The sequence below is a fragment of the Bacillus sp. 1021 genome (assembly GCF_014534735.1).
Lineage (GTDB): Bacteria > Bacillota > Bacilli > Bacillales > Bacillaceae > Bacillus > Bacillus siamensis.
Map to the genome: position 1 here is coordinate 1,241,682 of NZ_JACVSR010000001.1, position 19,630 is coordinate 1,261,311.

The following is a 19,630-nucleotide window of genomic DNA, read 5'->3' on the forward strand; positions in this document are numbered from 1 at the left end:
AATTTGTGTTTATTTAGACTTAGGATATTCACGCTTTTTCTCTTTCTTTTTTTCCGCTCTGTATTTTCGGTAGCCGACATATGTCAGCGCAGTAATAATGATACCGCCTGTTGTCAGAATGACCCAGAGCAGCGAAGGATCAGCGTCATCCCGCTCCACCTTGTCAAATACACGTTTTAAATCCTGCTGCAGAAGCGTCAGACGCTCAAGCTTTGTTCCTTTTGTCATCTGCTGAAACCCTTCCTGCTCAATCACCTCGATATGTTTCGCCACCGTATCAAGCTGGCCGGCCGACACATCCATTGTCAGGCTGGGATAAATTAAATCATATAATGATATAAATTCATTCCACTTTTCATTGAAATTCTCACTTCCGTTCCCGCTGACATCTTCTTTTAAGGCGCTGAATGTCGCCATAATCGGTCTTTCAAGCGAACCCCACAGCGGATCGGAGTGGTCTTCCATCGCATCCATTACAAGCCTGAACTGAGCGGCTGCGCGAATTTTTTCGGAATCTGAGGCATCCGCCTGTTTCAAGGCGCGCTCTAAATCATTACAGCCCAGAGTCACCTGCCTGACTTCGGCGCCGGTCAGTGAGTTTACGTGTGTCATTTTTTTCTTAAAGTAGCCAAGCACTTGCAGGGCCTCATCATACTGCGAATGCCTCGTCATCTGGAAAACGGTATCCGAAAGGTCGTTCAGTTCCTTGAGACCGCCCTCACCTTCAGCTTTAGCAGTTGTGATGAAACACATAAGAGCAAGCAAAAGACAGATCGTCAGCTTTCGTTTCATAGAGGTCCCTCCCACTCCTTCTCTTTACAGAATATGAAGAGCGGGACAAGGTTAGACCAAGATTCTATCAGTGTAAGTCAAGCTTTATCCGCCTTTTGGAAATCACCAAAACGTATGCAAGACCGAGTGAAAACAGGCTCAGCCAGAATGTGGCATAGCCGATCTCTTGCATATAAGCACTAAGCATTGAATAGCGGGGCATCATGCCGAAAAGATAATCAATGACGTCATTATGAAGCGTCCAAACAGCGGCAACGGCAAGATGCCATAACCGGAACCGAAAATACGGGCTGTATAAAACACCTTGAACCGCCATGGCGAAATGTGAAGCAATCAGCATGTACCCTTCCCAAGGCATCTGCCCCATTTTAATCAGCACAAAGATATTCATTCCGACCGCCCACAGCCCGTATTTTACAAGGGTTACAAGCGCAAGCGCTTCAAACAGCGGCGCGTTTCTTCTCATAAGAAATGCCAAAAGCACGAACAGGAAGAAAAACGTCGCCGTCGGGCTGTCAGGCACAAATATCAGAAAACGGAACGGCGTGTCCGCAAGCTGCGGCAAATACCAATAATAGCCGTACGCGGTACCGATAAAATTAACGGCAAGAGCAAGCAGAAGCATGCCGCGCCGTCCTAAAAGATAAGAAATCCACCTCATACGATCAACTCTCAGTCCTTAAAAAATATGTATCATGCAAAAAAAGCTGACATCCGGTCAGCTCTTTTCATAAAAGTATATCCTGCTATTGTCCGCTTCACAATACGTTATTTTGAGGTCGTTTCAGAAATGAACTTCGCCAGCTGATCAAGCTGTTTATCATTCCCTTTAAAAATACCGGCTGGCATCTGCCCTTTCCCTTTGACGGCGATCTTTTTAATTTCTTCCGGGCTCAGCCCGTTATCGACCAGGGACGGACCGGCGCCTCCGCCTTGAAGATTATCCCCGTGACAGGAAATACAGCCCTGTTCTTTAAATACTTTATAACCGTCTGATTCGGTATCAATGGCGGCTTCTTTTTTGATTTTCCCTTGCTCCTCCGCCTTCGCCCAGTCATGCGTCGCGACTGACTGCCACGTTAAAAAGACCGTAGCGCAAAGCGCCAAAAGCATCATGCCGACCGCAACCGGACGCTTCCACGGCCTTCTTTCAGATCCCCTGTCGAGAAACGGAGCCAAAAGAAGCGACCCGAAGGCAAGCCCCGGTATAATCATCGCGCCGATAACGGTGTAGCTCCCCGCGGCATATTCATATTTTAAAAGCTGGTATAAAAATAGAAAATACCAATCCGGCAGCGGTATATATCCCGTATCCGTCGGGTCCGCAACCCGTTCCAAAGGCGGCTCGTGCACTATCGTCAAAACGAGAAATCCGACGAGGAAAACGGCTCCGACCATCCATTCCTTCAGCAGGAAGTTCGGCCAGAACGCCTCTGTCTTTCCCGGATACTCTGAATAGTCTTTCGGTATATTCGGTTTTTTTTCAGCCGGAATCCTTGAATCTCCTACAAACTTCATTCCTTTCCCCCGGTGCATGTCATCCCCTCCCTTTTATATCAGATCTGTATTAAAGCGGTCCTGAAATTCCCTGCTTGCGAATCATGACAAAGTGGGCGCCCATGAGCGCAAACAAAGCGGCAGGGAGAAAAAACACGTGAATCGCAAAGAATCTCGTCAGCGTTTGGGCGCCGACAATATCGTGGTGGCCGGCAAGAAGGGTTTTCACCTGCGCTCCGATCAACGGCGTCGCCTCCGCAATCTGAAGACCTACCTTTGTCGCAAACAGCGCCTTCATGTCCCACGGAAGCAGATACCCTGTAAAACCGAGACCAAGCATCACAAAAAAGATCAGAACACCGACGATCCAGTTCAATTCCCGAGGCTTTTTATAAGCTCCCTGAAAGAAAACCCGCAGCGTATGTAAAAACATCATCACGATGACTAAACTTGCCCCCCAATGATGCATACCCCTTACAATCTGTCCGAAAGCGACTTCATTCTGCAAATAATACACAGATTCCCACGCGTTTTTAATATCCGGCACATAATACATCGTTAAAAACATCCCGGACAGCACTTGGATAACGGTTACAAAAAACGTCAATCCGCCGAAACAATAGACAAAAGCCGAGAAATGGTGAGCTGGATTCACATGTTCCGGCACTTCATGGTCGGCGATATCCCGCCACATCGGCGTAATATCGAGACGTTCGTCCACCCAGTCATAAATTTTGTTCAGCATGTCACCCTTCCCCCCTAGGCTTTGCTTTTCCAAGATACAAAAAGCCGTCCTTTACTTTTTGCTCATAACGGTCAAGAGGCGCGAGCGGCGGCGTGCCCGGAACGTTCGTGCCGTCTTTTTCATACAGCCCGTAATGGCAGGGACAAAAGAATTTGTTCGGATTTTTAGGATCATTGTTCCAGTTTACGGTGCAGCCTAAATGCTTGCAGATCGGCGAAAGCGCTATAATTTCATCGCCATGCTTGTAGACCCAGGCTGACCTGGATTCTTCCGATTCGTACCAGGCGTCGACCTGATGAATTTTAAAGTCAAACCGTTTCGGCTCCTTCGTCAATTCATCGACGCTGACAACCTGCACCATTTTTTGATCTCCCGTCGGTTTTAATACCGGGTCCAGCGCAAAACGGACCATAGGCATAAGCGCACTGGCGGCCATAAATCCCCCCACGCCGGTGAGCGCATAGTTTAAAAATTGCCTTCTTGATATATCTTGTTTTCCGCCCATCTCTTCCCCCCCTAAAAGATTGACCAAAAATTAACTAAAATAGAAAATAATTCTGAGATTTGACACCCTCATAATATATGAATCTTTCAGCAAGGTCAACAGAGGCAAAATGGCTGTTTTGCGGGATGTCTGGAGTTTTTAGGAATTGTTCCACTTCTGTAACAAAACGTTCAAAATTTCCCCGCACTTATCATCCGCTATTTTTCTCTTTAAAGAGTCTTTCATATGTTCAAACGGGACTGCAGGTATGTAGATGACATCAGATCCTATTTCAGAGTCCTTCCATTTTTCGTCTGCCGTCAGAAACAAGGCATGCCGGAAGCTGGTCATCACCTCTTCTTTGAATTTTTGCAGCAGGGCGATCTGTGATTGATCTATATCAACATATGTATAAGAGGGGAATAAATATACCCGTCCCTTCAACTGGCGCTCAAGCTCTTCAGAAAGCAATTGGGTGCTCTCCCCCCGTTCAACGGCCTCTTTTAAGCCTCCTGCAGACGTTATGGAAATTAACGGAATGACAGCGGTATCAATGTAAACCGCAGATTGCAAATAGACATCGGCATCAGCGGCCCTCCATCTCATGTCTGGTTCCTCCTCCTTACGCAACAAGCCTTGCATATTCTGCAAGGCTGTCATTTATGTGAGCTGATTCAATTGGCGGGAAAGCTTTTCAAATGTTTCTTTGTCGTGGCGGTCCAGCGCCTCGTCGATATCTTTAAGCAGCTTTTCCCGCTGGAAAGTGGATATGGCATGTTCTAATATTTTTTCGGCCATCCCCTGATCCTGTTTATTTTCAAACAGTTCTTTCGGCAGATGCGGATTTAATTCAAGAACAGCAGCATATTCAGGCGAGCTGTAAGCCGAACGGAAATTCAGCTGGATAAATAAATCCTGCTGCTTATTCAGCCGGATGTCGTGAAAAGATTTTTCTGCGTCCGTGGTCATGACATTTTCTTTGTAAAACCTAAACGGCACCTCATCAACGCAATGCGTAGACATGATAATGCCTCTCGGACAAAATTCAGCTTGTTCTACAAAATGGACTTTCTCCATTAATGTATCATGACTCATTAAATAATTTAAAATCCAGACGCACTCCCGGCGTTTAAGCTGATAATGATTTAAAAACCAACGGATAAAATCCTTTTTTTCATTGACAGAAACAGGGGTCTGCATGTAATTCCCTCCTCTATCGATCGTATAATCTGACATCACTTATACATTCAGCAAGCATGGTTCAAAATCCTGCTTATTTCAAAAATTCGTCCTCTATCCGTAAGATTGTTTCTTCAAGCTCTTCGTTTGTTCCATCCATTGAAAGCACTTGTTTTAAAAGCGGCAGCGCTTCTTTCTGGAGACCCTCTTCCAATAAGAAGTGAGCGTATTCATATAAGAAATCCCGATCCTCCCGGTAATGGAGGTACGCAGCTTCGAAGCTTTTTTTCGCTTCGTCATATTGCTCCAGACCCGTATAGGCGCCCGCCAAATACCAATTGTATTTCGGATCTTCTTCGCCGTAGCCGCGGACTTCCTGAATCAGATCAATAATCTCTTCATAGCTTTCTTCTTTATGATAGACGGCTAAAAGCGTATGGAGCGCTTCCACATAACCTGGATCGAGCGCCAGCGCTTCCTGAAGAAGCTTTTTGCCTTCGTCTTCGTTCCCGAGCTTTAACGCCATTTTCGCCGCATAGAGAAAAAGCTCTTTATTGTATTCATCGTAAGTAATACCTTCTTTAGCGGTTTTTAATGCATCTTCATACATGCCCTCTGCCTCGTAGCTTTTTGCAAGCGGCATATAAAGCGATGAATAAGAAGGATCAAGCCCTTTTAAATCAGAAAGCTGCTTAATGGCGGTTTTGACCATTCCCGCCTGATAGGCTGTGAAGCCGTACCCGAAAATCGTATTCGGTTCTGTATGTTCTGCTGCCGCTTTTTCATACCATGAAATCGCTTCTTCAAATTCACCCGCCGCGCTCAATGACTCGGCCAGCCTTTGATGAACATTTACACCGCCGATTTCGTTCCGCTCTTTTGCCGTCTCTTCGTAATAGGGAACGGCTTTTGCGTATGACCCTTGGGTAAAGTACAATTCTCCCAGAGCAAAATCAATAACAGGTTCATCTTTTAACATTGCTTTCGCCTGTAACAGCTTTTGCTCACTTACTTCAAATAAGCCCTGCATCTGATACAGATCAGCCATCAAAAGAAGGCTTTCCGCGTAAGACGGGTCTTCTGGTGATATCGTCTCCAGCACCTCAAGAGCTTTTTCTTCTTCATCAATATCTATTAACAATTCGGCGTAAAAATTCGTCAGCTCAGACTCATCCGGATAAAGGTCATGCAGATCACTGATCAGCGTTAACGCTTTCTCTGCGTTTCCCCATTCATAGTAGAGCTGGGCTGCAATGGCTTTGTCTTCGTCATGAAGCTGCGTTTCAGCTTTTGAAAGCGCTTCGAGTCCCTTTTCGGTTTCACCTGCTTCAACTAATTTTATGGCATCTTGAATCAATGTATTCAAATCAGACCGGTCCTTTCTTTTCCTATACCTCATCAACCAATGAAAAGGGTTTATTCGGGTTATTCTTATCATAATTCAGACAGGGTCTGCCCGCAAATAAGATGCTTCACCCGGCATTATAGTTTATCAAAAAATGGAGAGGAGGAAAACGGCAAAAAAGGGGACGCCATCTTTATACGCAAACAGCGCGGTGTGATCCGGCTGTTTCTGTAACGAAAACGCATCCCCCCTTCCTGTTATTTTTCCTGTTTAAGACAAGCTATGTCAAAGCTCAAGACTTTATGACACACGAAGAAAAAAGCCCGAAGAATCGTCTTCAGGCTTTTTTGGCTAATTGATCTAAATGCTCAAAGAATGTCGGATAGGAGACGTGGATCGCATCTGTATCACGAATGTCAATCGGCTCTTCCGTCAGACATGAGGCGATACCGAGCATCATGCCGATGCGGTGGTCGCCGTGGCTTGATACACTGACGCCGCCCGCGAGTGTCTTTTTGCCGCGGATTTTCATGCCGTCTTCAGTCGCTTCAATGTCTGCGCCGATTTTCCGGAGCTCTGATACAACGGTGTCGATCCGGTTCGTTTCCTTCACTTTCAGCTCCGCCGCGTCTTTAATGACCGTTGTGCCTTCAGCCTGCGTTGCCAAAAGGGCGATAATCGGTATCTCGTCAATTAAACGGGGAATGATTTCTCCGCCGATTTCTGCTGCTTTCAGAGCTGACGTTTCGATAACAAGATCTCCGTACGGCTCCGCGCTGTCCGCTTCTGATGGAATGACTTCGAGTGAAGCCCCCATCTGCTTTAAGACATCAATAATCCCTGTGCGCGTCGGGTTCAGGCCGACATTTTTCAGCACAATCCGGCTTCCGGGAACGGCAGCCCCGGCCGCGAGGAAAAAGGCCGCTGAAGAGATATCCCCAGGTACGAAAATATCAGCTGCCCGAAGCCGCTGACCGCCAGTTACGGAAGCGCTCGTCTCTGTTTCCGCAAGCTCAGCGCCAAATGCGTTCAGCATCCGTTCTGTATGATCTCTTGATTTATGAGGCTCGGTAACGGTCGTCGTTCCTTCTGCCTGTAATCCGGCAAGCAGCACGGCAGATTTGATCTGCGCGCTTGCAACGGGAGACACATAATCGATGCCTTTTAATTGTCCGCCTCTTACAGATAACGGCGTAAATTCTCCGTCCGCTCTTCCGTCAATCACGGCACCCATCTGTTTTAAAGGCTCCGTCACCCTCTTCATCGGGCGCTTTGCAATACTTTCATCGCCCGCTACCGTACTGTGAAATGGGCGTCCGGCTAAAATGCCGAGCATCAGGCGGATGGTCGTGCCGGAATTTCCGACATCAAGAAGGCTGTCAGGCTCATAAAGTGCGTCAATGCCGTTCCCGTGTATCGTTACATCACTTCCGTTCTGTTCAATGGAGACACCCATTTTTCTGAAGCAGGCAATCGTGCTCAGGCAATCGGCTCCCGGCAAAAAGTTTTTTACCGTTGTCGTTCCTTCTGCAAGCGCTCCGAACATAACAGAACGGTGGGAGATGGATTTATCCCCCGGAATATGAATTTCACCGTTTAAAGATGTCACTTTTTCTCTTTTCAATGTTTTCCACCTCAGTCAGCGTAAAATGTGTCATATTTGGCGCGGGATTGAATGCAGATTTCCGCCCGCTTGCGGTCATCATCCGTCTGGAAACTGATTCTCAGAATTCCGTTAATATCTTCTCTCGTTTCGATAATGCGGATGTTGGTGATGCTGATTTGTTCATCAGCCAATATCGCCGTAACCTCCGAAATGACCCCCGGATGATCGGGTACATCAACATAAAGGTCATAAAAGGACGGGATCGCCCCTTTTTGACGGATCGGCAGGCCGTCGCGGTAATCCTTCGCTTTTTTAAAGTAACCGAACAGGTTGTCCGCATCTTCATTTTCTACGTAAGATTCGATCGTGTCAATCTCCCGTTTCCACTCTTTGAAGCGGTCAAGCAGTTTATCTTTGTTGTGAAGGAGAATGTCTCTCCACATCGCCGGACTGCTGGAGGCTATTCTTGTAATATCCCGGAAACCGCCGGCCGCGAAACGCTTCAAAAGCGGGTAATCTTCTTCAGAACGGTGAGCCTGATGTACGAGACTGGCAGCAACGATATGAGGGAAATGACTGATGACGCTCGTCACGCCGTCATGCTCCTCAGGCGTCATCTCCACAAAGTGGGCGTTTGCCGCTTTCAGAAGCTCCTTCAGATGCGTTACTGACTGTTTAGAAGTTGATTTTCCCGGTGTTAAAATGTAAAACGCGTTTTCGAATAAGAATTCTTTTGCGGCAGCTGCCCCTGATTTATGAGACCCCGCCATCGGGTGGCCTCCGACAAATTGATAGTGAGCCGGAAGCACTTTGTCGGCGTAGCGGACGACTTTCTGTTTTGTGCTGCCCACATCCGTAATCAAGAGTTCATGGGTGATGCCCGAGGCGGCCAGCATATCAAGCATTTTCAGCGTTTGGGCGACGGGCGTGGCGATAATGATAACTGATGCTTGCTGCGCCCCTTCCGTAAATGAGCCGGCCCGCTCGTCAATAATCCCGAGCTTCAGCGCGGCAGTGAGCTGTTCTTCCGAAATATCCACACCGATAATCCGTTTATGCGGATGCTCCTTTTTGATGGCCAATGCGATCGATCCGCCGATCAGCCCGATCCCCGCAAGCAATATAGTATCCTTCATTTCACTCATTTCCTTTTTCATCTAGTTTAATAGAGCAAAGAGGTGATGCTTGATCACCTCTTATAATATTTCAGCTAAAATTGTCAGAATTTCCTCATTTTGCTCTTTCGTACCGACCGTAATTCTTAACGCTGTCGGAAATCCGAGCGCCTGCCCCGAGCGGACGATATAGCCTTTTTCCAGCAGGGCCTGGAACAGTTCATCTGCCGGGCGGTTAAAATCAATGAGCACAAAGTTGGTTTGTGAAGGATAACATGTTAAACCGTGGGTTTCGGCAAAATCATAATACTGCTTAAGACCGGCTTTATTTTTTTCGACACATTCCTTAATAAATGCCTGGTCATCAAGCGCAGCCAGTGCCGAAGCCTGACCGATTCTGCTCGTATTGAACGGCTCTCTCGCCGGCTCAATCTGGCGGATCAGCGCTTTGTCCGCAATGCCGTATCCGACGCGCAGCGCGGCAAGTCCGTACGCTTTAGAAAATGTGCGGAGGATCATGACATTCGGATATTGCTTTAAAAGCGGAATGCTTTCAGGGTAATCTTCGGCGGTGACATACTCATAGTACGCTTCATCAAGTACAACGAGGATTTCCTCAGGAACTCTGTCTAAAAAGGAAATTAATTCCCGTTCCGAAGTATACGTCCCCGTCGGATTATTCGGATTGCACACCCATATGACTTTCGTCTTGCTGTCAATTGCTTCCAGCATCCGATCCAAATCATGAGCACCGTCGCTGCGGAGCGGCACTTCACGCACTTCAGCGCCCTCAATCACCGCATTGTGTCTGTATTGCGGAAAAGTCGGAGCGGCGGTAATCGTGTTTGTCTGATCATTTAATAAAGAACGGCAGATAATCTGCACAAGCTCATCTGAGCCGTTGCCGAAAATGATCGAAGATTCACTGACCTGCAGATGCTCACTGAGCCGCGTTCTCAAAGCGGCACTGTAACCGTCGGGATACAGCGCGAGCTGCTCAATCTCCTGATGCAGCGCATCTTTAGCGGCCTGTGAACAGCCGAACGGATTTTCGTTAGAAGCGAGCTTCACTACTTTCTCAAGCCCGTATTCCATTTTCACTTCTTCTATTGGTTTGCCCGGCTGATACGGTTTCAGCTGCCGCAGCTGTTCTTTAATCTGCAAATCCAGTCACCTCATTTTACACTGTACAGTCGTCCGAACGTCTTTGCGTAGTCTTCAAATTCAAGAAGCGCATCGGCTCTTGTGCCGGGGTTCACAAGCTTTGTTTCAAGCTCTTCTACTTTTTTAACGAGCGCGCTTCCGACAACGACACCGTCTGATATTTCATTCATCTCCTCAACCTGTCTGCGGCTTGAAATGCCAAAACCGACCGCAACCGGAACGGAGCTGAATTCTTTCACTTTTCGGATAAAAGAGTATACAGACGGATCGAATTCTCTGCGTACGCCTGTCACTCCTAAAGAGGATACGCAGTACACAAAGCCGCCGGCCTGTTCAGTAATTATTTTCAGTCGGTTTTCACTTGTCGGCGCAACCAGCGAGATATAAGCGATGTTCTCCTTTTTGCATGCCTTTTGTAAAAGGGCGCTTTCCTCTAACGGAAGATCCGGAACAAGCAGACCGTCTATGTCGTTTTCCCGCAGTAAAGCGAAAAAGTGTTCTTTTTCTAATTGTAACACAGGATTATAATACGTAAAGAGGATAATTGGAATATGAACGCCGTTTTTTTTCATTTTGCCGCCAAGTTCAATGGCTTTAACGATATTCATTCCGTTTTCCAGAGCCCGTTTTGAAGCCCGCTGAATAACCGGGCCGTCGGCGAGCGGATCTGTGTAAGGGACGCCGATTTCAAGGGCTGAGGCGCCTGCGTTCTGCAATGACTTTGCCAGTTCAACTGAAATGTCAGGAAGCGGATCGCCAGCTGTAATAAAAGGGATAAATAGTTTTTCAGAATCATGCAGATTAAACATGTGTCTCCACCTCGTTTTCCAAAACATTCATCAGCGTATGAACGTCTTTATCTCCTCTTCCCGACAAACTGACGAGAATGATTTTATCTTTATCCATGTCTTTTGCCATTTCAAACGCTTTTGCTAAAGCGTGTGCAGATTCAATAGCCGGAAGTATGCCTTCTGTTTCAGAAAGCAGACGCAGCGCGGCGATCGCTTCATCATCTGTCACACTTTCGTACGTTACACGGCCGCTTTTATGCAGATAGGCATGCTCCGGCCCGATCCCCGGGTAATCAAGGCCTGCTGAAATGGAATACGGTTCGATAATCTGCCCGTATGCATCTTGTATTAAATAGGTCATCGAACCGTGAATCACCCCGAGCCTCCCTTTTGCGATCGTTGCCGCATGCAGCGGTGTATCAATTCCTTTTCCGGCAGCCTCGGCGCCGATCAGCTCAGTATCTTCGTCTAAAAAGGCCTGAAAAATGCCCATCGCATTGCTTCCGCCGCCGACACATGCAACAACCTTATCCGGGAGCGTTCCTTCGGCTTTGCGGAGCTGTTCTTTCGCTTCCTCGCCGATGATTTTCTGAAACTCGCGAACGATGTAAGGATACGGATGCGGGCCTACAACAGAACCGATTAGGTAGAAATGATCTTCACAATGCTGGACCCAATATCTGATCGCCTCATTCGTCGCATCTTTCAGCGTGCCGTTTCCGCTTGATACCGGCACCACTTTTGCGCCGAGCAGCTTCATGCGGAATACGTTCAGCGACTGGCGCGCAACGTCCTCTTCACCCATAAAAACCGTGCACTCAAAACCGAATTTTGCGGCGGCTGTCGCGGCGGCAACACCGTGCTGTCCCGCACCGGTTTCGGCAATGATTTTCGTTTTGCCCATCTTTTTGGCAAGCAGAATCTGGCCTAACGCGTTGTTTATTTTATGGGAACCGGTATGGTTTAAATCTTCCCTTTTCAGATAGATTTTTGCCCCGCCCAAATACTCCGACACCCTGTCTGCAAACGTTAATGCCGTCGGTCTGCCTGAGTAATCAAACAATAGTTTTTGATATTCGGCATGAAAAACGGGATCATTCTTTAATTCTTTGAAAGCCGTTTCGATTTCTTCGAGGGGCCGCATTAATGTTTCAGGGACAAACTTGCCGCCAAATTCGCCGTATCTTCCGATTTCATTTGGATATGGATACATAATGGTTCATCCTTTCTTCTAAAAGCCGGATCAGTGTTTGATCCTTTTGTCCGTTTTTTTCAATTCCGCTGGCAAGATCTATACCGCACGGGCGTGATTTCAGTAAGCCGGTAATCGTTTCAGGATTAACGCCGCCCGCAATAAAACAGCGCTTGTTTGCTTTTTGAGCCTGCTCCCGGTACAAAGGGACACGCTTCCACGAAAACGCGATTCCCGTGCCGCCCCTCATGCCTTTGACTGAAGAATCAATGACATAGCCGTCGACGGCAGATGCAAATTGAGCCATCTGACGGAGCGTGCTTTCTCCGTGATGGAGCGCTTTCCATATCTCAGAACGCACAAGAGGACGGAGACGGCGGGCATCCTCAGGCGATTCATCACCGTGAAGCTGGATAACGTCAAGGGACAGATCAGAAGCGGTTTGCGCGATGTTTTCTATCGTTTCATTCACAAAAACTCCGACATGTTTCTTGTCTGTCCGGATCTCTTGTTTCCATTTCCGGACATCAGCCGGGGTGACCTTCCGTTTGCTTGCGGCAAAAATAAATCCCAGGTAATCCGCTTCTGAGGCTGCCGCAAGCTCATAATCACGCTTCGATCGTATTCCGCAGTACTTTAATTCAGGCTTTTTCATACCCTCACTCCCCGAACAGCCCTCGGATCGCCTTTTGCTGTGAATCCTCTCTCATTAAGGATTCTCCGATCAATACAGCCTGCGCCCCGTGCTTGTTGACGAATTGCAGGTCAGCCAAAGAGCCGATCCCGCTTTCACTGACCAGCAGACAGCCGTCCGGCACAAACTGCGCTATTTTTTCCGTTTGCGAAACCGAAGTACGGAACGTTTTTAAGTCCCGGTTGTTAATGCCGAGAATGTCCGGCTGAAACACCTGTAAAATTCGTTCAAGCACGGTTTCATCATGGACTTCCACAAGAACGTCCATGCCCTTCTCACGTGCTTCCAGGTAAAGCTCATAAAGCTTTGATGGTTCCAGCGCTTCACCGATCAGTAAAATCGCATCAGCACCGAGCCGGTACGATTCCTCCACCTGCAGGGAGTCAATAATAAAATCCTTTCTTAATACGGGAAGAGAAACGCTTTTTTTAACATCTGTCAAAAAGTGATTTCTCCCCTGGAAAAAACGGGTATCCGTCAGAACAGAAAGGGCGTCGGCTTTGGCTGCTTCATAATCTGCCGCAATCTCTTCCGGAACAAAATGCTCTTTAATCAGTCCTTTAGACGGCGAAGCTTTTTTCACTTCAGCAATCAGCCCGATAAAACGGTTCGGATTCAGGAGCGCTTCCTTAAAAGATCTCCGTTCAATTTGACAGGTTTCCGGCAGCACAATGGATTTGATTTCTTCTTTTTTCTGCTGAATGATTTGATCAAGCATATAATTCTTCCTCTTTCTGTTTCAGACGTTCGAGCTGCCTTTTGGCATCTCCGTTTTGAATCGTTTCTAAAGCGATTTTTGCTCCTTCTTTCAGATCGTTTGCGAGACCTGCCGTATAAATGGCCGCTCCCGCATTTAAGGCCGTAATGTGCAGAGCGGACGACGGAGCTTCATTTGCAAAAATATTCTGAATGAGATGCGCGCTTTCTTCCGCTGAGCTCACTTGAATATCTTTCAGCGAACCTTCTTTAAAACCGAATTGTTCAGGTGATACCGCATATTCCAGACGTTCACCGTTTTTCAGCTCAATGACATCGGTCGGTGCTGTGACGGACAGTTCATCTAACCCGTCACGCGCCGACACAAGCATGACGTGCCTGACTTCAAATTGTTCCAAAGCGCTTGCCATCAGGCGCGCTTTTTCAGATGAATAGACGCCGATCACCTGCCGTTTCGCCTGCATCGGGTTGCTGAGCGGGCCAAGCAGGTTAAACACGGTTCGGAAGCCCAGCTCTTTTCTCACAGCGGCGAGGTGCTTCATTGACGAATGAAACAGCGGGGCAAACAAAAAACCCATTTGCTTCGTCTCAATACTGTGTTTGACACTGTCAGGGGTGGCTTGAATGGAAACACCCAGTTTTTCCAGCACATCCGCGCTGCCGCTCTTAGACGACACGGAACGATTTCCGTGCTTGGCAACTTTGGCTCCGGCGGCAGAGGCTGTAATCGCTGCTGCCGTTGATATGTTAAACGTAGAAATCCCGTCTCCGCCTGTTCCGCACGTATCAACAACATCCTCCAGGCCATCTGCCGTCTGCGCACGGGCCCGCATCACTTTTACAAATCCGGCGAGCTCCTCCGCCGTTTCGCCGCGGTGGGCTAATACCGATAAGATTCCGCCGATTTCAGACTGCGACATGTCTCCGCTCATCATCATTTCCATCAGCTTTTCGGCTTCTCCGGTTTTCAGCGTGCCGCCATTAACGCACGATTGCAGAAATTTGTTCATCCGTCTTCTCCTCCCCGCCAGAAAAGATGTCTTCTGCGATTTGAATCGTTTTTAAAAGTGCCCCCGCTTTGTTGCAGCTCTCTTCATATTCGGCTTCCGGGACGGAATCAGCGACTATTCCCGCGCCCGCCTGCACCGACGCCGTACCATTTTTGACACTCATGGTGCGGATGGTAATACAAGAATCAATCGATCCGTCAAATCCGATATAAGCGATACATCCGCCGTAAGTTTCTCTGGAAGTCGGTTCTAATTCATTTAAAATCTGCATGGCGCGGATTTTTGGAGCGCCCGAGAGTGTTCCTGCCGGGAATGCCGACATCAGTGCATCAACCGGATGGACGCCCTGTTTTAAACGGCCGGTTACAACGGAGATGATGTGCATCACATGTGAAAAAGAAACGATCTTCGTGAATTCCGGAACGGTTACGGAACCATACTCCGCGACTCTGCCGATATCATTGCGCGCCAGATCGACGAGCATGTAATGTTCAGCTTTTTCTTTTTCGTCATTCATCAGCTCTTTTTTCAGGCGTTCGTCCTCTTCTTTTCCGGCTCCCCTTTTTCTCGTTCCCGCGATCGGATGTATTTCCAGATGCCTGTCATGCACACGGATCAAGCGTTCAGGCGAGCTCCCGACAATGTCTCTGTCCGGCAGTTTAATATAGTACATATAAGGTGAAGGGTTGACGATGCGGAGCACCCTGTACAGCTCAAAGGAATGTCTGGATACCGGGATCTCAAACTTTTGCGACAGCACTCCTTGAAAAATATCTCCCGCTTTTATATATTCTTTCAGTTTATTAACGCCGGCCATAAACTCTTCTTTCGTATTATTGGATGTCACATTGGCAAAGCCCGGTGTTTCAAATGTACCTTTTGAAAAAAACGGCTCTTTCATTTCCTTCGGTTCTGTCAAAATACCGATAAGCTTGCAAAGCTCCGCGCAATTTTCTTTAAAAACGGCCCGTTTTTCTTCTTCCGTCTCCCGGCCGTTAAGCGCCGCATATTGAATGAAATGCACTTGTTTCGTTTCATGGTCGTAGGCGATGATTTTCCGGCAGACAAACAGCATGCATTTTTCTAAATCTGTTTCTTTTGCATGGCTTGGCACGGTAGGCTCAATTAAAGGAATCATGTCATAGCTCAGATAACCGACCGCCCCTCCCGAAAACGGGATATCAAGCTCTGGCGTTTTAATGCGGAAGCTTTCATTCATCCAGTCAAGCACGGCTTTTAAATCTCCGGCTTCAAACAGCGTAAGCCCTTTCGGATCAACGGCAGTGAATGTGTGATGACTCTCTTTAATCGTGATAAAAGGATCGAGACCGATAAAAGAGTATCTTGACCAGCTTGACGACTCATCCTTGCTTTCCAGCAAATACGTAATGTTTCTGTCCAGTTTTTCAACCATCTGAATGGGCGTGATCGTATCGACCGTAAAAGTCTCTGCGATTGGAATGGTGCGGTGTGTCAGACTGTCCTTTAAAAATAAAGAAACATCCGATTGTAAATTCATGATTCTCCTCCTTACGGTAAGGAGAATGAGATGAGGAGTGAGAGGGGTCTTGCGTATAAGAAATAAACCCAAAAGAAAGGCTTCTTTTGGGCAGAATAAAAACGTGTTTATCTCAGCTCAGCTAAACTCATTCTCTGCTACCCTATTCTAAACTCAACTGTTTCATCAACTGACTTCTAAGCTTTATACACACTCTTGTGTATTTCTAAGCTTTTTTTATCGTATTACATGTCAGTATTTTTTGTCAATGATAAATCCGGTCTTAACACAACGGCTTTTTCTAAATAGACATGCTTGATTTCATCTTGAGGCGTATCCGTCTGAACCGTCATCAGGACACGGATACACTTTTTCAAAGCGCCTGCGACATCCATTTCCTGCATGCATGTTACCGGGACGTACTGCCACCCGGAAAGGCGGCGGACCGCTTTTGCCGGAAATACGGAATGGATGTCAGGCGTGGCGGATAACAGGATCTGCACGACGTCTTCCGGCTTGCATCCATTTTGTTCAATGATTTTTTCAAGCAGCTGCTGTGTTTTTTCTAAAATTTCTTGTTCGGTGTCTTGTTCCACCGTTGTTGCTCCGCGAATGCCGCGTATCATCATGCTGTTTCCTCCATTCGCCATTTGTTCAGCAAATTTTCAAGCTCATCTTTTGAAAGCATACAGTCCTGCGCTTCGCCTAATTCCTTCAATACGATGAACTGAGTCATGCCTCCGCGCGTTTTTTTGTCATTCATCATCCGGGCGGAGAGAACCGATGTTGCAATATCTTGTCTGATGCTTCCCGGGTAGCCGAGCCCAATCAGCCATTGCGTGAGTTCTTTTCTGTTCATCTTGCATCCCGCAACTTGTTCACTCACGTAAAGGGCAAACTGCATGCCGAGGGCGACCGCATCTCCATGTGTAATCCGGCCGTAGCCGTATTCCGCCTCAACGGCGTGGCCAAGCGTATGTCCGAAATTCAGAAAAGCTCTTATCCCCTCTTCCTTTTCGTCTTCACGCACAACGGCCGATTTGATTGAGATTCCTTTATAAATCATTTCATTCAGCTCAGCGCTTGTCAGTCCGTTTAACGTATCAAGCGTGAGAAGCTTTTCTAAAAAAGCGTGATCGGCGATAAACGCATGTTTTATCACCTCAGCCATACCCGATCTCAGCTCTTGTTCCGGCAGGGTTTTCAGAAGCTCCGTATCATAAATCACCGCTTTCGGCTGATAGAACGCTCCGATTAAATTCTTTCCGAGTTTATGATTGACGGCCACCTTGCCGCCGACCGCGCTGTCATGGGCAAGCAGTGTCGTCGGCATTTGGATGAAATCAATTCCGCGCATAAAAGTCGCTGCGCAAAAGCCGGCCAAATCACCCGTCACACCGCCTCCGAAGGCGATCATACATGAAGAGCGGTCCATATGGAAAGCGATCGCTTCCGATTGAATCCGTTCATACTCTTTCAGAGACTTCGCTTCTTCTCCGCTCGGGACGATCACTTTTTTTACGGGCCATGTTTCGTTTAGAAGCCGGAACATCTCATCACCGTAAAGCCGGTCGACTTCAGCGTCGATGACGAGCAGGATTTTTGTCAGCGGCCTGTTCAGTGAAGTCAAAAGTGCAGCGGCCTGTTTCCTGATGCCTTCACCGATATACACGGGATATGCGGAGGAAGCCGTCCGAACCTCAAGCTCCTTCATTAGAATTCCCTCGATAGTTTCTTCATGTTTTCAACATTTTCTTTAATGCGGTCGATCTGGTCAAGGCCGAATTGTTCTACGACGGCATTTGCGATTTCCCAGGCCACTGCCGCTTCAGCCACGACGCTTGCCGCAGGAACCGCGCAGCTGTCTGAACGTTCAATGCTCGCTGAGAACGGCTCTTTCGTTTCAATATCAACGCTTTTCAGCGGCTTATATAAAGTCGGGATCGGTTTCATAACACCGCGGACGACAATCGGCATTCCTGTCGACATACCGCCTTCTAATCCTCCGAGCCTATTTGTGGCGCGTGTGTAGCCTTTCTCTTCATCCCACACGATTTCATCATGAACATCACTGCCGTTTTTGCCGGCCGCTTCAAAACCGATGCCGAACTCGACCCCTTTAAAAGCATTGATCGACAGAACGGCAGCGGCGAGCTTGCTGTCCAGTTTACGGTCATAATGGACATAGCTTCCGACACCGACCGGCATGCCTTCGACAATCACTTCAACGATTCCGCCGATTGAGTCGCCGTTTGCCTTCGCTTCATCAATGGCTGCCATCATTTGCCGGCCTGCTTCTTCATCGTAGCATCTGACCGGTGATTCTTCCGTTACCCGCTTGAGATCTTCAATGGATGTGTAGGCGGTCTTCTCGGCTTTTACCCCGCCGATTTGCAAAACATGTCCGGCCACTGTAATGCCAAGCTCCGCTAAAATCTTTTTAGCGACGGCTCCGGCAGCCACGCGAACCGTTGTCTCACGCGCGGAAGATCGTTCTAACACATTTCTCATATCGCGGTGATTGTACTTAATGGCGCCGTTTAAATCCGCGTGCCCCGGTCTCGGTCTTGAGATCTGGCGTTTCATTTCACTTTCTTCTTCTTCTGTAATCGGTGCGGCACCCATAATTTTTGTCCAGTGGGTCCAGTCTTTATTTTCTACAACGAGCGCAATGGGTGAACCGAGTGTCCGGGCATGCCGCACGCCGCTCGTAATCTTCGCTCTGTCCGTTTCAATCTGCATGCGCCGTCCGCGCCCGTGCCCTTTTTGGCGTCTGGCAAGCTCAAAATTAATGTCTTCCTCAGTTATATAAAGCCCCGCAGGCACACCTTCTATAATGGTCGTCAGCTGCGGACCGTGTGATTCTCCGGCTGTTAAGTATCTCATTTCGTTCTTCTCCCTTCATCACATTAACGCTTTTAAGTAAAACTATAACACAAGTTTTCATAAAATGTCTTCTATCTTTTTTGATAAAAAAATGTATCGGTGCTTTCAAGGCCGAATTTTTCCGGGCTGAAAATTTGTTCTGTGCTTCCGACAAACAGAATTCCGTTCTTTTTCAGGCTGTCCGCCATTTTCACATACAGCTCTTCTTTCGCTTTTTCAGTAAAATAAATAAAAACATTGCGGCAGACGATCAGATCAAAATCCTGTTCATAGCTGTCGGCAAGCAGGTTATGCCGCTTAAACCGGATGTTTTTCTGAATCTCTTGTTTTACTTGATAGCTGTTGTCAGCCTGCTTGGTGAAATAGCGGCTTTTTATAGAAGCCGGCACCTCTTGCAGAGACCGCTCCTGATAGATGCCCCGCTTGGCTTTGCCGAGCGCCTTTTCATCAATATCTGTCGCCAATATATCAAAGCCGGCCAAACCCGCCTGCTGATTGAGAATCATGGCCAAGGTATAGGGTTCCTCCCCCGTTGAACAGGCCGCACTCCATATTTTTAACGGTTTGTTATGCTTTATTAACGGAAGAATTGAGGTTTCAAGAACTTCCCATCGTTTATAATTTCGGTAAAATTCAGAAACATTGATTGTCATCCTGTCCAATGTTTCATTTAATAAAAGCTTGTCTTTCTCCAAAGCGGCGGCAAATTCCTGAAAATCTTTGAATCCCTTTTTTTCATAAAGGGACGTCAGCCGCCTTTTCATTTGTGCTTCTTTGTATAAAGATAAATCAACACCGGTTATTTTCTTCCACTTGGTGATAAAAATGTCGTAAGGCTCCATTGCTTCTCTCCCAATCTCGCTGTCTTTTGTCCTAGTATAGCCTGTTTTCTTTCTAATTTGTACGATTTCAATA

Annotated in this window: 21 protein-coding genes; all 21 read right to left on the bottom strand. The window is 47.5% G+C overall.

The window, feature by feature from the left end; genetic code table 11:
* Positions 1-9: 9 nt before the first annotated feature.
* The 21 genes from ypjB to ICW23_RS06080 all read right to left on the bottom strand — a co-directional run bounded on the left by ypjB (position 10) and on the right by ICW23_RS06080 (position 19,557).
* On the bottom strand, positions 10-792 hold the full coding sequence (gene ypjB, locus ICW23_RS05980; protein ID WP_016939084.1) for a sporulation protein YpjB: 783 nt from the start codon (positions 790-792) through the stop codon (positions 10-12).
* 67 nt (positions 793-859) lie between these two features.
* Positions 860-1,453, bottom strand: coding sequence for a lipoprotein heptaprenylglyceryl N-acetyltransferase LhaT (gene lhaT, locus ICW23_RS05985; protein ID WP_029575376.1), 594 nt, complete (start codon positions 1,451-1,453; stop codon positions 860-862).
* Between the two features lie 107 nt (positions 1,454-1,560).
* Positions 1,561-2,328, bottom strand: a complete 768-nt coding sequence (locus tag ICW23_RS05990) for a menaquinol-cytochrome c reductase cytochrome b/c subunit (protein WP_045927203.1) — start codon at positions 2,326-2,328, stop codon at positions 1,561-1,563.
* A gap of 31 nt (positions 2,329-2,359) precedes the next feature.
* Positions 2,360-3,034, bottom strand: a complete 675-nt coding sequence (qcrB, locus tag ICW23_RS05995; protein ID WP_003153485.1) for a menaquinol-cytochrome c reductase cytochrome b subunit — start codon at positions 3,032-3,034, stop codon at positions 2,360-2,362.
* A 1-nt stretch (position 3,035) separates the two neighbouring features.
* Complete coding sequence (locus tag ICW23_RS06000) at positions 3,036-3,539, bottom strand: Rieske (2Fe-2S) protein (protein WP_003153484.1); 504 nt, start codon at positions 3,537-3,539, stop codon at positions 3,036-3,038.
* 138 nt (positions 3,540-3,677) lie between these two features.
* On the bottom strand, positions 3,678-4,124 hold the full coding sequence (locus tag ICW23_RS06005) for a YpiF family protein (RefSeq protein WP_064779076.1): 447 nt from the start codon (positions 4,122-4,124) through the stop codon (positions 3,678-3,680).
* A gap of 54 nt (positions 4,125-4,178) precedes the next feature.
* Positions 4,179-4,718 carry a ReoY family proteolytic degradation factor gene (locus ICW23_RS06010; protein WP_016939088.1) on the bottom strand — a complete coding sequence of 180 codons (540 nt, stop codon included), beginning with the start codon at positions 4,716-4,718 and terminating at the stop codon, positions 4,179-4,181.
* Positions 4,719-4,791: 73 nt separating this feature from the next.
* Positions 4,792-6,063 (bottom strand): tetratricopeptide repeat protein, encoded by a 1,272-nt coding sequence (locus tag ICW23_RS06015; protein WP_045927200.1) that lies wholly within the window; start codon positions 6,061-6,063, stop codon positions 4,792-4,794.
* 316 nt (positions 6,064-6,379) lie between these two features.
* A complete protein-coding gene (aroA, locus tag ICW23_RS06020) occupies positions 6,380-7,666 on the bottom strand; it encodes a 3-phosphoshikimate 1-carboxyvinyltransferase (RefSeq protein ID WP_016939090.1) in 1,287 nt (428 codons plus the stop codon).
* Between the two features lie 11 nt (positions 7,667-7,677).
* Positions 7,678-8,793 (bottom strand): prephenate dehydrogenase, encoded by a 1,116-nt coding sequence (locus ICW23_RS06025; RefSeq protein WP_029575377.1) that lies wholly within the window; start codon positions 8,791-8,793, stop codon positions 7,678-7,680.
* Between the two features lie 51 nt (positions 8,794-8,844).
* The gene (gene hisC, locus ICW23_RS06030) at positions 8,845-9,927 is read right to left on the bottom strand and encodes a histidinol-phosphate transaminase (protein WP_016939092.1); all 1,083 of its coding nucleotides are present in this window, start codon (positions 9,925-9,927) and stop codon (positions 8,845-8,847) included.
* A gap of 11 nt (positions 9,928-9,938) precedes the next feature.
* The gene (trpA, locus tag ICW23_RS06035) at positions 9,939-10,736 is read right to left on the bottom strand and encodes a tryptophan synthase subunit alpha (protein WP_016939093.1); all 798 of its coding nucleotides are present in this window, start codon (positions 10,734-10,736) and stop codon (positions 9,939-9,941) included.
* A complete protein-coding gene (trpB, locus tag ICW23_RS06040; protein WP_016939094.1) occupies positions 10,729-11,931 on the bottom strand; it encodes a tryptophan synthase subunit beta in 1,203 nt (400 codons plus the stop codon). Before trpB ends, trpA begins: the two co-directional genes overlap by 8 nt.
* Positions 11,912-12,565, bottom strand: coding sequence for a phosphoribosylanthranilate isomerase (locus ICW23_RS06045; RefSeq protein ID WP_016939095.1), 654 nt, complete (start codon positions 12,563-12,565; stop codon positions 11,912-11,914). The genes trpB and ICW23_RS06045 overlap by 20 nt, the downstream gene beginning before the upstream one ends.
* A 4-nt stretch (positions 12,566-12,569) precedes the next feature.
* The gene (trpC, locus tag ICW23_RS06050; RefSeq protein ID WP_045925469.1) at positions 12,570-13,322 is read right to left on the bottom strand and encodes an indole-3-glycerol phosphate synthase TrpC; all 753 of its coding nucleotides are present in this window, start codon (positions 13,320-13,322) and stop codon (positions 12,570-12,572) included.
* Complete coding sequence (gene trpD, locus ICW23_RS06055) at positions 13,315-14,331, bottom strand: anthranilate phosphoribosyltransferase (RefSeq protein WP_045925470.1); 1,017 nt, start codon at positions 14,329-14,331, stop codon at positions 13,315-13,317. Before trpD ends, trpC begins: the two co-directional genes overlap by 8 nt.
* Positions 14,303-15,850 carry an anthranilate synthase component I gene (trpE, locus tag ICW23_RS06060; protein ID WP_188154173.1) on the bottom strand — a complete coding sequence of 516 codons (1,548 nt, stop codon included), beginning with the start codon at positions 15,848-15,850 and terminating at the stop codon, positions 14,303-14,305. Before trpE ends, trpD begins: the two co-directional genes overlap by 29 nt.
* 224 nt (positions 15,851-16,074) lie before the next feature.
* A complete protein-coding gene (gene aroH, locus ICW23_RS06065; RefSeq protein WP_045510999.1) occupies positions 16,075-16,458 on the bottom strand; it encodes a chorismate mutase in 384 nt (127 codons plus the stop codon).
* Positions 16,455-17,543, bottom strand: coding sequence for a 3-dehydroquinate synthase (aroB, locus tag ICW23_RS06070; protein WP_016939100.1), 1,089 nt, complete (start codon positions 17,541-17,543; stop codon positions 16,455-16,457). The genes aroH and aroB overlap by 4 nt, the downstream gene beginning before the upstream one ends.
* The gene (aroC, locus tag ICW23_RS06075; RefSeq protein ID WP_016939101.1) at positions 17,543-18,715 is read right to left on the bottom strand and encodes a chorismate synthase; all 1,173 of its coding nucleotides are present in this window, start codon (positions 18,713-18,715) and stop codon (positions 17,543-17,545) included. Before aroC ends, aroB begins: the two co-directional genes overlap by 1 nt.
* A gap of 71 nt (positions 18,716-18,786) precedes the next feature.
* Positions 18,787-19,557 (bottom strand): CheR family methyltransferase, encoded by a 771-nt coding sequence (locus tag ICW23_RS06080; RefSeq protein WP_047475719.1) that lies wholly within the window; start codon positions 19,555-19,557, stop codon positions 18,787-18,789.
* Positions 19,558-19,630: the final 73 nt, after the last annotated feature.